General features: G+C 48.7%; 14 protein-coding genes. 12 read left to right on the forward strand and 2 right to left on the reverse strand.

What is annotated here, in order from left to right:
- The first annotated feature begins 12 nt into the window (after positions 1–12).
- The 5 genes from tpiA to ACCC71_RS06160 are packed head-to-tail and all read left to right on the forward strand — an operon-like array spanning position 13 to position 4,416.
- Positions 13–765, forward strand: coding sequence for a triose-phosphate isomerase (gene tpiA / locus ACCC71_RS06140; protein WP_434311539.1), 753 nt, complete (start codon positions 13–15; stop codon positions 763–765).
- A gap of 9 nt (positions 766–774) precedes the next feature.
- Positions 775–1,083 carry a hypothetical protein gene (locus ACCC71_RS06145; RefSeq protein WP_434311540.1) on the forward strand — a complete coding sequence of 103 codons (309 nt, stop codon included), beginning with the start codon at positions 775–777 and terminating at the stop codon, positions 1,081–1,083.
- Positions 1,080–2,627: a 2,3-bisphosphoglycerate-independent phosphoglycerate mutase gene (gene gpmI / locus ACCC71_RS06150; RefSeq protein WP_434311541.1), complete on the forward strand. Its 1,548-nt coding sequence runs from the start codon at positions 1,080–1,082 to the stop codon at positions 2,625–2,627. The genes ACCC71_RS06145 and gpmI overlap by 4 nt, the downstream gene beginning before the upstream one ends.
- A 44-nt stretch (positions 2,628–2,671) precedes the next feature.
- Positions 2,672–3,364: an iron-sulfur cluster assembly scaffold protein gene (locus tag ACCC71_RS06155; protein WP_434311542.1), complete on the forward strand. Its 693-nt coding sequence runs from the start codon at positions 2,672–2,674 to the stop codon at positions 3,362–3,364.
- Positions 3,365–3,405: 41 nt separating this feature from the next.
- Entirely contained in the window at positions 3,406–4,416 is a 1,011-nt protein-coding gene (locus tag ACCC71_RS06160; protein WP_434311543.1) for a GGGtGRT protein, read from the forward strand.
- Positions 4,417–4,603: 187 nt separating this feature from the next.
- Here the strand turns inward: ACCC71_RS06160 and ACCC71_RS06165 are convergent, their stop codons facing one another.
- Complete coding sequence (locus tag ACCC71_RS06165) at positions 4,604–5,113, reverse strand: helix-turn-helix domain-containing protein (protein WP_434311544.1); 510 nt, start codon at positions 5,111–5,113, stop codon at positions 4,604–4,606.
- Between the two features lie 165 nt (positions 5,114–5,278).
- Here ACCC71_RS06165 and ACCC71_RS06170 point away from each other — a divergent pair, with 165 nt between their 5' ends.
- The 7 genes from ACCC71_RS06170 to ACCC71_RS06200 all read left to right on the forward strand — a co-directional run bounded on the left by ACCC71_RS06170 (position 5,279) and on the right by ACCC71_RS06200 (position 10,614).
- A complete protein-coding gene (locus ACCC71_RS06170; protein WP_434311545.1) occupies positions 5,279–5,773 on the forward strand; it encodes a GNAT family N-acetyltransferase in 495 nt (164 codons plus the stop codon).
- Between the two features lie 178 nt (positions 5,774–5,951).
- The gene (locus tag ACCC71_RS06175; RefSeq protein ID WP_434311546.1) at positions 5,952–6,374 is read left to right on the forward strand and encodes a bacteriohemerythrin; all 423 of its coding nucleotides are present in this window, start codon (positions 5,952–5,954) and stop codon (positions 6,372–6,374) included.
- A 67-nt stretch (positions 6,375–6,441) separates the two neighbouring features.
- Entirely contained in the window at positions 6,442–7,599 is a 1,158-nt protein-coding gene (locus ACCC71_RS06180; RefSeq protein ID WP_434311547.1) for a DUF6688 domain-containing protein, read from the forward strand.
- An 84-nt stretch (positions 7,600–7,683) separates the two neighbouring features.
- Entirely contained in the window at positions 7,684–8,694 is a 1,011-nt protein-coding gene (locus ACCC71_RS06185; protein ID WP_434311548.1) for a nucleoid-associated protein, read from the forward strand.
- Between the two features lie 60 nt (positions 8,695–8,754).
- Entirely contained in the window at positions 8,755–9,495 is a 741-nt protein-coding gene (yaaA, locus tag ACCC71_RS06190) for a peroxide stress protein YaaA (protein ID WP_434311549.1), read from the forward strand.
- Between the two features lie 32 nt (positions 9,496–9,527).
- On the forward strand, positions 9,528–9,983 hold the full coding sequence (locus tag ACCC71_RS06195; RefSeq protein WP_434311550.1) for a peroxiredoxin: 456 nt from the start codon (positions 9,528–9,530) through the stop codon (positions 9,981–9,983).
- A gap of 16 nt (positions 9,984–9,999) precedes the next feature.
- Positions 10,000–10,614, forward strand: a complete 615-nt coding sequence (locus tag ACCC71_RS06200; protein WP_434311551.1) for a sugar O-acetyltransferase — start codon at positions 10,000–10,002, stop codon at positions 10,612–10,614.
- A 31-nt stretch (positions 10,615–10,645) separates the two neighbouring features.
- On the opposite strand, the gene ACCC71_RS06205 is transcribed toward ACCC71_RS06200, so the two are convergent.
- A complete protein-coding gene (locus ACCC71_RS06205) occupies positions 10,646–11,527 on the reverse strand; it encodes a DMT family transporter (RefSeq protein ID WP_434311552.1) in 882 nt (293 codons plus the stop codon).
- Positions 11,528–11,605: the final 78 nt, after the last annotated feature.

The following is an 11,605-nucleotide window of genomic DNA, read 5'->3' on the forward strand; positions in this document are numbered from 1 at the left end:
GGAGGAGTTATCATGTCAAGAAAGAAAATCATAGCAGGAAACTGGAAGATGAACAAAACGCCCAGCGAAGCGGCGGCTTTTATCCGGGAATTGGCACCCCTCGTAGCCGGCGCGGACGCAGACGTGGTCTGCTGTGTGCCGGCCATTGATCTGGTACCCGCCGTGGAGGCGGCCAAGGGCAGCGAGATTAAGATCGGCGCAGAAAATATGTATTTTGAAGAAAAAGGCGCTTATACGGGAGAGATTGCTCCGGCGATGTTGGTGGACGCCGGTGTTTCCTATGTGATTTTAGGTCACTCGGAACGGAGAGAATATTTTGCGGAGACCGACGAATCGGTGAATCGAAAAGTGAAAAAAGCTTTCGAGCATGGACTGATTCCGATTGTCTGCTGTGGCGAGACCTTGACCCAGCGGGAACAGGGGATCACGATGGATTGGATCAGACAGCAGGTAAAGATTGCCTTTCTTGAGGTTCCTGCGGCGCAGGCAGCGCAGGCAGTGATTGCCTACGAGCCGATTTGGGCGATTGGCACGGGAAAAGTAGCGACCAGTGAGCAGGCGCAGGAAGTCTGCCATGGAATTCGTGAGTTGATCCGGGAATTATATGGAGATGCGACGGCGGAGGCAATTCGCATTCAATACGGCGGCAGCGTGGCTCCGGCCAATGCGGCGGAATTGTTTGCCCAGCCGGATATCGACGGCGGCTTGGTCGGCGGAGCCAGCTTAAAACCGGACTTTGCTCAGATTGTGCATTATCAGAAATAAGAGGCGGTTATGGAGCCAAAGCTATCAAGAAAGAAATTGCAGACGGCATTCTTTGTTGCATTCGGCGGCCTTTTTCTGGCGTTAGTTCTGGTGTTTTTTGGGTTGCAGCTTCCCGGTTTACTTGCCATGGTAGTAGCGATGGCGGGAATCACGGGAATGATGATGGCAGGTCAATGCCCCCACTGCAAAAATGTGCGCAGCGCTAAGTGGGTCAACCCCTTTCCCTCCGATAAAGAGCTTTTCTGTACCCGGTGCGGAAAGAAAATAGAATTTGTGGAAGACGGGTGGTTTCGCCCGAAAAAGAAGGATAGGAAATGAGAAAACCAACGGTTTTAATGATTTTAGACGGTTTTGGCCTAAATGATAAATGGGAGGGAAATGCGGTCGCCCAGGCGGCGACTCCAAATATGGACCGTCTGATGCGGGAGTATCCTTTTGTCAGAGGAAATGCCAGCGGATTAGCGGTGGGACTTCCCGACGGCCAGATGGGAAATTCGGAGGTCGGACATTTAAATATGGGGGCCGGCCGGGTGGTTTACCAGGATTTGACCAAGATTACCAAGGCTATTGAGGAAGGGACGTTTTTTGAAAATATGTCTCTCTTGACGGCGTTCCGAAACGCCAGGGAGCGCGGGACGGCGGTTCATCTTTGGGGACTTTTATCGGATGGCGGCGTACACAGCCATAATACCCATTTATATGCCCTCCTGGAGATGGCGAAACGCTTGGGACTTACGAAGGTGTATGTGCATGCGTTTTTAGATGGAAGGGATACGGCGCCGACTTCTGGACTTGGATATCTGAAAGAACTGGAAGAAAAGCAAGAGCAGATTGGTGTTGGACAAATTGCGACGGTGATGGGCCGTTACTACGCGATGGATCGCGATAATCGCTGGGAGCGGGTCAGCCGGGCCTATGCCGCCTTGACAAAAGGGGAAGGGGAGCGGACTTCTTGTCCTCTCGGCGCTGTCCAGGCATCCTATGACCGGGGAATTACCGATGAGTTTGTGGAACCGATTGTGGCGGCGGATACGGATGGAGAACCGCTCGCAACGGTGAAAAAAGGCGATTCCGTGATCTTTTTCAATTTTCGGCCGGATCGGGCCAGGGAGCTGACAAGGGCGTTTTTAGATGATTCTTTCATCGGCTTTGAACGGGAGCCGTTAAAAGAGTTGACTTATGTTTGCTTTACCGATTACGATGCGACGATTCCTCATACGCGGATTGCTTTTCCGAAAGAGGAATTGGTCAATACGCTGGGAGAGTATCTTTCCGAACAGGGCCTTCGACAGCTGCGCCTGGCAGAGACGGAAAAATATGCCCATGTGACGTTTTTCTTTAATGGAGGGGTGGAAGTACCAAATCCTGGGGAAGAGAGAATTCTGGTGCCGTCCCCCAAGGTGGCGACCTATGATTTGAAGCCGGAGATGAGCGCTTACGAGGTATGCGACCGGTTGGTGGAGGCCATCGGGAGCGGAGCCTATGATGTGATCATCGTCAATTTTGCGAATCCGGATATGGTCGGGCATACCGGCGTGATGTCAGCCGCCATTCACGCGGTGGAGGCGGTGGATACCTGTGTCGGACGCGCGGTAGATGCGCTTCTCGCGGCAGGAGGACAGATGTTCCTTTGCGCCGACCATGGGAATGCAGAGCAGCTGGTGGATCCGGCCAGTGGAGATCCTTTTACCGCCCATACGACGAATTCGGTTCCGTTTTTGTTGATTAATGCGGATCCTGCCTATACGTTAAGAGAGGATGGACGGCTCTGCGACATTGCGCCGACGCTGCTTGCGATGTTGGGACTGCCGCAGCCGTCGGAGATGAGCGGAGTTTCCTTGCTCCAAAAGCGATCGGAATAGGTGAGGAATTTTAGACGATAGAAGAATCGGAGGATAAGAAAAACATGATTTATACACATGAAGTGGAAATGATGTGTCCGGTAGCGCAGGGGGCCTGCCATGGCGCTGCGCCAATTCCAGAGGAAGCGAACTGGGTAAAAGCAAAAGAAGTAAAGGATATTTCTGGTCTGACCCATGGCGTGGGTTGGTGCGCGCCGCAGCAGGGAGCGTGTAAGCTGACGTTGAATGTAAAAGACGGAATCATTGAGGAGGCTCTGGTGGAAACCCTCGGTTGTTCGGGTATGACCCATTCGGCGGCCATGGCCGCTGAGATTCTTCCGGGCCGGACGATTTTGGAAGCGTTAAACACGGACCTGGTTTGCGACGCCATCAATACGGCAATGCGGGAGTTGTTTTTGCAGATCGTCTATGGCCGCAGCCAAAGCGCGTTTTCTGAGGACGGTCTTCCGGTTGGCGCCGGCTTAGAAGATTTGGGCAAAGGACTTCGCTCTCAGATCGGTACCATGTATGGGACGAGGAAAAAAGGCCCGCGGTATTTGGAGATGGCGGAAGGATATGTCACGGGCATTGCCCTGGATGAGAATGACGAGATTATCGGTTATCAGTTTGTGAATTTAGGGAAGATGACGGATTTTATTAAAAAGGGCGACGATCCGAATACGGCTTGGGAAAAAGCCAAGGGCCAGTATGGCCGCGTAGAGGATGCAGTGAAGATCATCGATCCGAGAAAAGAATAAATTTCGGTAAGGAAACGGAACGAAAGTAGGAGGAATAAGAGATGGCTTTATTTGAATCATACGAAAGACGGATCGATAAAATCAACGGCGTTCTTCAAAGTTATGGGATTTCATCCATAGAAGAAGCGGAGAAGATTACAAAAGACGCCGGACTTGACGTGTACAATCAGGTGAAAAAGATTCAGCCGATCTGCTTTGAAAATGCGTGCTGGGCCTACACGGTAGGAGCAGCGATTGCGATTAAGAAAGGCTGCCGGAAGGCATCGGAAGCCGCCGCCGCCCTTGGCGAGGGATTGCAGGCTTTTTGTATCCCTGGTTCTGTGGCAGATCAGAGAAAAGTTGGTCTGGGACATGGAAATCTGGGAAAAATGCTGCTGGAGGAAGATACGGATTGTTTTTGCTTCCTGGCCGGCCATGAGTCTTTTGCTGCTGCGGAAGGCGCGATCGGCATTGCTGAGAAGGCAAATAAGGTGCGCCAGAAGCCTCTTCGCGTTATTTTAAATGGTTTGGGAAAAGATGCTGCTCAGATCATTGCGAGAATCAATGGATTTACGTATGTGGAGACAGAATATGACTATGCCACCGGAGAGTTGAAAGAGGTGTTTCGGAAGGCATATTCCAGCGGACCGAGAGGAAAGGTAAACTGCTACGGCGCCAATGACGTCCGGGAAGGCGTGGCGATCATGTGGAAAGAGAAAGTGGATGTGTCCATCACCGGAAATTCCACCAACCCGACCCGTTTTCAGCATCCGGTAGCCGGTACTTATAAAAAAGAGCGGATCGAGGCGGGAGAAAAATATTTTTCCGTGGCTTCCGGCGGCGGTACGGGCCGTACGTTGCACCCCGATAACATGGCCGCGGGTCCGGCGTCTTATGGCATGACCGATACCATGGGCCGGATGCACTCGGACGCCCAATTTGCGGGCTCTTCATCGGTGCCTGCCCATGTAGAGATGATGGGACTGATCGGTATGGGCAATAACCCGATGGTGGGCGCTACGGTAGCGGTGGCGGTAGCCATCGAGGAAGCGGCAAAAGAAGGCAGGTTTTAGTAAATAATTGTATTTAGCGGTTTTAAGAAGGTGTTTATAGCGATAAGGAGTGACTTTTCCATGAAAATGTAAGTCACTCCTATATTACTAGACGGCCGCCATTAACAGTTTTTGTATGCCGTTTCCGTTGGCGTCTGAGCGTCTACGATTAACTTTTCCTATGCTTTCACACAATGTTGTGCTGGCTTTATTCTTTCTTCCGTGTCAAGAAAATTCCAATGATTGCACCAAGAAGGATAATCGGCGCTGCTTTGGCAAACAGCCATTCAAATGAGTGAAATGCCACTCCGAGAACGGCTGTTTCAGGATCACTATAATCCCAATCCAAGTAAGGACTTTCTAATGCCAATAAGATTGCAAAAATTGCTGCTATGACGACACACAATGAGATAAGGAGCCAATGTAGAATTCTTTTTCTTGTAGTTTTTCTCTGTGCAAGTTGCAAGTTTATCACCTCCAGCTTTGCGGAAATTGCCTTTAAGTCATCAACTTCCGACTCCACGACGTTTTCCCCAAGCAACGCACTCACGGGTGTTTCAAGCGCTTCCGATATGGAGATCAACATACCAGAATCGGGAACGGATAAACCTTGCTCCCATTTAGAAATGGTTTGCCGCACCACGTTTAGCTTGATAGCAAGCTCCTGTTGTGAAAGTCCTTTTGATTTTCGGATTGTTTTAATGTTTTCGTTGAGCATTAAGGACAGCCTCCTTTCTTTCGGTTGTTACCACTATTATAGGCAAAACTGCCTGTTGCCACAAGCAACGCATTTTAACATTCCAGTAAAATAAAGAAGAATTTGTGATATGATGGAAGAGAGCGTTTTAAGCATTACCATAAACATAAAGGAATGGTAAAAAATATGAGAATACGACAGTCCAGACCAGAAGATCTAGAAGAGATGCTTCGTATCTATGAGATTGCCCGCCGGTTCATGGCAGAGCAGGGGAATCCGCATCAATGGGGAGATGACAATTATCCGGCGGAGGAGCTTTTGAAAGAAGACATCCGGGAGCAGAGAAGTTATATCTGCGAGGAAGACGGAGCGGTTGTCGGAACCTTCTGTTACTGGATCGGCGAGGAACCTTCTTACCGGGAAATCCGGGAAGGAGAATGGATGAATGACCAGGTTTATGGCGTGATTCACCGAATTGCTTCTGACGGGCGCGTGAAGGGCATTGGCTCCGCGGTGGTGGATTGGTGCCTAAACCGTCATAAAAATCTGCGTATCGACACCCATGAGAAGAACCTGGTGATGCGAAACCTTTTCCGAAAAAAGGGATTTACTTACTGCGGAAAAATTACCGTGGATGATGGCACCGAACGCTTCGCCTATCAAAAGATTCTGGAATCGTAAAATGTGGGCCGCCTTGGTTTGTAACATCCGGTTTGAAAGGAAAATAAGAGAACAGCTTGGTTTATTTTCCAGGAAAAACTTGACTTTTTGCATGAGATAACGTATTCTAAATAACAGGAATAATTCTCAAAGTTAGAGACCTTATGGATATTTGCTGAAAGGAATAGGAGGATTGGTTATGTACGCAGAGTTTGATGAGTCTCTGGTAACAGGAAATGAAATGATTGATTCCCAGCATAAAGTGCTGATTGAGAAGATCAATGATCTGGTAGCAAGCTGCGAAGAGAAAAAAGATAAATTAAACGCAGTGCGCTTGCTGAACTATTTGGCGGATTACACGGAATTTCATTTTACAGCGGAAGAAAAACTTCAGGCGGAGATTGGCTACCCTGGAATCGCAGAGCATAAAGAAAAACATGATGAGCTGCGTCGGACTGTGGAGGATCTCCATCAGATGCTGGAGGATGAGGAAGGGCCTTCGGACGCATTCGTCGATCAGTTGAATAAAAAAGTGATTGAATGGCTGTATTATCATATCAAAGGGTTTGACCGTTCCGTTGCAGAGTACCGTTTTATGAGAGACAACACGGAGAGACTGTAACATAAGGTTTGAGAAACGCCGCCGGATGGCAGATACCGACGGCGTTTTTGCTTTTTAGGAGGTATCTTTGTTTTTTATTCTTTTGACTTGCGGGCTTCTTCCTTGGATTTTTTCGATTTGGAACATCTACAATCTGGCGCTGGGAAAGCGCAGACCCATCTTTGAGGGACTAGCCTTGTTCAGCGGAGTGATTTTGTCTACGATGCTTTATCACATGTGGGGAACCGTTCCTTGGGATCAGCCCACGAATACGATGGCCGGCGGTTTGGATATAGGAACGATCCATGAGCCAATTTCAGGAGATCATGCGGCGCTTTTTGCCATCCTGTGCATTTTGGCAATGATCGCCTATCTGTGGTTAAAATTTGCAGGAATACCGGGAAAGATCAAGCAGGGATCGAGCGATAAGATGGATTCACATGAACCGGAGCCGTTAAGGCCCCCGCTGCTTCATGGGATCTTGGCTCTTTTGATTTTTGCGGGATGCGTTTGCCAGACTTTATTTTTGGTGCAATTGGGGGACAGCGCAGATTGGATTACCTGGTATCTGCGGCTTCTTCCGGCAAATTTTTTGTTGATGGCATTATTTTTCTTCCGGGATTTTCTTCTTCAGGAGGCAGAGCGCCAGAAGGGGAGAACATATAAAAATGGTCTTTTGCGGGCGGCTCATATCTGTTTGACTCGGACGTCCCGTTGGGGCCGGACCGTGGTCTTTTTTCTGGTTCCCCTGCTTTTTCTCTGCGCTATTTTGCTGCTGCTCTTTGGACAGCAGCCGGATGGATTTTTGCGGGTCTTTACGGAGACGAGCGAATGGACTCTTTCCACCAAGATATCGCCCCCGCCTGTAACCTTTGATACCCATTATCTTTGTACCGTCTCTTTACGCGGCCACAGGAAGTTGGTACGGCCGCTCCGTTATGGGATACGGAGGGGAGAAAAGATCGTAGTGAATCGCCAGCTTTGTGTGGCAAATGCTTTTGAAGAACTGATTCAGGAAAAGACGCCTCGATTTCATCGGGCAGTGCGCCGTTTCTATGATACGTATGGCTATCCGATTTCTCGGTGGATTCGGACGGCATGGACGGCGGATATGGTATATTTGCTGATGAAACCATTGGAATGGTTCTTTGTCGCCGTATTATACTTGTTGGATAAAAAACCGGAGAACCGGATTGCCCGCCAATATTTACCCAAAGAGGCATGGACGTACGCCGATGGAAGATAACGCAGAGGATGCCCAAATTATCCTGCTATGAGGCGTGTATGCTCTTGTTAATTGAAGGCATAGAGAACAAAAAGGAGTGGACGAGTGAAACAGGAAGAAATACAGATAAAGGCAGGCGTTGTCCATATTTTGGACTCGGATGTAGGCATGCCCGTTTTGTCCGATTGCGCCATGGAGATTGGATCGGATTTCAGTGATTTTTTAAAGGGACATATCGAGCGGTTTACCGAAAGCGATGAGAAAAAGCTGTGTCGTTTTGCGCCGGATTCAGAGGTTGGAGAGATCTTACGGGAGTGTACGGAAGCAAATTTCGTGGAGACCAGCCAGCTTTTGGCGAAGATGCTCTATCGGATTCTCTATGAGAATCCTGCGATTCCATCGGCGGACGCGATTCTTTTGTGGATGATGCGCGGTGAGGAAGCGTATTTGGCCTTTTTAAAGATGGATTATAAAACGTCCTATACACATATCACGAATCCGGGGGATGAGGGGAACAGCAATGAAATCATTCTTCAAAAGGCGTTGCTGCCGTCGAAAAGTCAACGGCTTTCGGAAGCCTTTTTGGTTCGCCTTTCGGATTTGGAGCTTCAGCTGGTGGAAAAGCGATACGAAATCAATGGAGAGAAATGTTGGTATTTTTCTGAAAAATTTCTTCAATGTCAGGCTCCCATGTCCCAGAAAGCGAAGCTGGATGTGGTGACGAAGGCAGTGGAACAGGTAAATCGGAAATATTATGGCGAGGAAGATACCGGCCGGCGGATGGAAATCAAAAATGTAATCTACAAAGAGTTGGAAGAGGAAGGGGGTCTGCGGGTAGAAGCCGTCAAGGAAAAGGTATTTTCCGACCGCCCCCAGATGCAGGCGGAACTGGAGGAAAAGCTGGAAAAATATCATCTGTCTGGGGAGGTGGTCGCGCCAAAGAGCGAGCAGACGCTTCGAAAATTCCAAAAACAGCATTTGACCACAGATACCGGCATTGAGATTACGATCCCGATGGAAGAGTATGAAAATCCGGAACGGGTGGAGTTTTTGACCAATCCAGACGGAACGATTTCGGTTTTGATTAAAAATGTCGGCAAGCTGAGCGCGAAGTGATAAAGGGAGACCAGGTATGAAACGTGCGAGAGGAAGAAGAAAGGCCTGGACGGTGGAAGTATGAAAATTTTAATCTCTCCGGCAAAAAAGATGCGGGTGGAGGAAGATCTTCTGCCATGGCGGGAATTGCCGGCTTTTCTACCTAAAACGGAGCGGCTGATGCGCTTTGTACAGGGACTTTCTTACGGGGAAGCCAAGGGGCTTTGGGCCTGCAATGATTCGATTGCGGAACTGAACTTTGGCAGATTCCGGCGGATGGATTTGTATGCCGGTCTAACGCCGGCGCTGTTTTCTTATGAAGGAATTCAGTACCAATATCTTGCGCCGCGGGTGTTGGAGGAGGAAGCGTTGGAATATTTACAGGAGCATCTTCGCATTTTATCTGGGTTTTACGGCATTTTAAAACCTTTTGACGGAGTGACGCCGTATCGGTTGGAAATGCAGGCAAAAGCTGGCGTGGACGGGTGTCGGGATCTGTATGAATTTTGGGGAAAGGATCTGGCGGATTTCCTAATGGGAGAGGACCGGGAAATTTTGAATCTGGCCTCCCGTGAATATGCCGTGGCGGTGGAACGAGGACTAGATGCAGGGAGCCGTGAAGTGACGTGCATCTTTGGGGAACGGGTCGGTGAAAAGATCGTCCAAAAGGGGACAAAGGCAAAGATGGCCCGCGGGGAAATGGTGCGCTTTTTGGCGGAACAGGGAGCCAAAGAGATGGAGACGGCTAAGGAATTTCAACGATTGGAATATCGGTATCAGGAAGAACTTTCTTCTGAAAATGAGTGGGTCTTTTTGCGGTAGAAGCGTTTTTTAAATAATAAGGAGGAATGGATATGTTGGAAGTAGGACAGAAGGCGCCGGAGTTTACGCTGCCGGATCAGGATGGAAATTTGGTTTCCTTGTCAGATTTTAGAGGGAAGAAGGTAATCCTTTATTTTTACAGTAAGGACAATACGGCGGGCTGTACAAAACAGACATGTACCTTTGCGGAGCAGTTTCCGGCCTTTGAGGAAAAAGGAGCGATTATCTTAGGCGTGAGCAAGGATACCGTGGCTTCCCATCAGAGATTTGCCGCCAAATATCAGCTGCCGTTTCGGATTTTAGCGGATCCAGAGTTTCAAGTACTGGAAGCTTACGATGTGCGGAAAGAAAAAAATATGTATGGAAAAAAAGTAATGGGAATCGTCCGTTCTTCGTATTTGATCGATGAAAATGGAGTGATAGAGAAAGTGCATGCCAAGGTAAAACCGGAAGAGAATGCAGACTTGGCGCTGCGGGATTTAGAATAAATCAGGAGATGGTACGATGAGCACAATGAAGAACAGGATGCATACGGGCGAACTTTATCTTCCTGGGGACGATGAAATTATGGCGTGGCAAAGGAGATGTCTGGATCGTCTGTATGAGTTTAATCAGACCCGCCCCACAGAATTTGCCAAACGGGAAGCTATGTTAAAAGAGATGTTTGCGGAAATCGGAGAAAACTGTTATATCGAGCCGCCGTTTCATTCTAATTTTGGCGGAGCTCACGTTCACTTTGGAAAGAATATCTATGCAAATTTTAATCTGACCTGTGTGGATGACACACATATTTATGTGGGAGATTATACGATGTTCGGTCCGAATGTAACGATCGCTACTGCCGGGCATCCGATTCTTCCGGAACTGCGTGAAAGAGCGTATCAGTACAACGCGCCTGTTCATATTGGCAAAAATTGTTGGATCGGCGCTGGGGCGATCATTTTACCGGGAATTGTGATCGGAGATCAGGTTGTCGTAGGCGCGGGCAGCGTTGTGACGAAGGATTTGCCCTCCCATGTTGTCGCCGTGGGCAATCCATGTAAGATCTTGCGTGAAGTAAATGAGCATGATAAAGAATATTACTTTAAGGACAGAAAGATTGATTGGGACCATTTGTGAGAACAAATCGAACTTGCAAACGCCGAAGCATTCAGTGTTTTAGCTCCACACGGGTATAAAGAAGAATGCCGCCTAAAATGATAAAACCGCCTAAAATTTGGAGGAAGACAGGGGTTTCCTGAAACAGGAAGAAAGCTAAAACAGCGGAAATCAAAGGTTCGCAAAGCTTTGACGCGGAGACAAAAGAGGGCGACAGGTATTTGAGGCACCAGCTAAAGATCGAGTGGCCGAGAAGCGTGGAAAAGATTGCGAGAAGAAGGCCGACGAAAACCGCGGGAAAGCCGTAGCCGGCAAGGGGCGTGCGGCTGACGAGGGATGCCAGCACTAAAGTAGCGGCGCAGAAAGAGTAGACGATAAATGTATAACCGGTGGTGGACACAGTCCGGCGGACAACACCACCTAAGAGCGTGTATCCTGCCACAGCGATCGCAGCGGCAAGCGACATGAGATCGCCGGACAGTCCGCTGTTGGAGGAAGCGTGATCCGATAGGGCAATTAGAATATTTCCGGCCAGGGTGATAGCAATACAAAAAATCTCCTTGCCGGAAATTTTTTTGTGTAAAAAGATAACAGAGCCGATAGCAACCCAGATCACTTCGGTACAAACAATAGTGGTGGAACTGGCAATGGAAGTATGCTCCAAGGATTCAAACCAAAGAACAAAATGAAGGGCCAAAAGGATACCGCTGGCTGCGCAGAGAAACAACGTTTTTTTCGGAACCAAGGTCAGCTCTTGCCGGGACTTGCTTTTGCCAAGAGTCATGGGCAGCATTAAAAGAACCGTCCAGAGTAAACGATAAGCGGCGGTGACTAGAGACGGCGCGGTAGAGTAGCGTACTAAGACCGACGAGAGAGAGATTCCTAAAATACCAACGACAAGCAGGAGGAACGGCCGCTTTTCAAAAAAGTTCATGATGTTATCTCCGGTGTGCATAGAATTTTTTTCAGTGTACCATAAAATAGGGGAGAACAAAAGCAAAATCGTAATTTT

It is taken from the genome of Hominifimenecus sp. rT4P-3, assembly GCF_051055405.1.
Classification (GTDB): Bacteria; Bacillota; Clostridia; order Lachnospirales; family Lachnospiraceae; genus Pseudolachnospira.

Excerpts from the sequence above, each read along its gene's own strand:
- tpiA (WP_434311539.1), top strand. The coding sequence starts at position 13 with ATGTCAAGAAAGAAAATCATAGCAGGAAACTGGAAGATGAACAAAACG.
- ACCC71_RS06145 (WP_434311540.1), top strand. The coding sequence starts at position 775 with ATGGAGCCAAAGCTATCAAGAAAGAAATTGCAGACGGCATTCTTTGTT.
- gpmI (WP_434311541.1), top strand. The coding sequence starts at position 1,080 with ATGAGAAAACCAACGGTTTTAATGATTTTAGACGGTTTTGGCCTAAAT.
- ACCC71_RS06155 (WP_434311542.1), top strand. The coding sequence starts at position 2,672 with ATGATTTATACACATGAAGTGGAAATGATGTGTCCGGTAGCGCAGGGG.
- ACCC71_RS06160 (WP_434311543.1), top strand. The coding sequence starts at position 3,406 with ATGGCTTTATTTGAATCATACGAAAGACGGATCGATAAAATCAACGGC.
- ACCC71_RS06165 (WP_434311544.1), bottom strand. The coding sequence starts at position 5,113 with ATGCTCAACGAAAACATTAAAACAATCCGAAAATCAAAAGGACTTTCA.
- ACCC71_RS06170 (WP_434311545.1), top strand. The coding sequence starts at position 5,279 with ATGAGAATACGACAGTCCAGACCAGAAGATCTAGAAGAGATGCTTCGT.
- ACCC71_RS06175 (WP_434311546.1), top strand. The coding sequence starts at position 5,952 with ATGTACGCAGAGTTTGATGAGTCTCTGGTAACAGGAAATGAAATGATT.
- yaaA (WP_434311549.1), top strand. The coding sequence starts at position 8,755 with ATGAAAATTTTAATCTCTCCGGCAAAAAAGATGCGGGTGGAGGAAGAT.
- ACCC71_RS06195 (WP_434311550.1), top strand. The coding sequence starts at position 9,528 with ATGTTGGAAGTAGGACAGAAGGCGCCGGAGTTTACGCTGCCGGATCAG.
- ACCC71_RS06200 (WP_434311551.1), top strand. The coding sequence starts at position 10,000 with ATGAGCACAATGAAGAACAGGATGCATACGGGCGAACTTTATCTTCCT.
- ACCC71_RS06205 (WP_434311552.1), bottom strand. The coding sequence starts at position 11,527 with ATGAACTTTTTTGAAAAGCGGCCGTTCCTCCTGCTTGTCGTTGGTATT.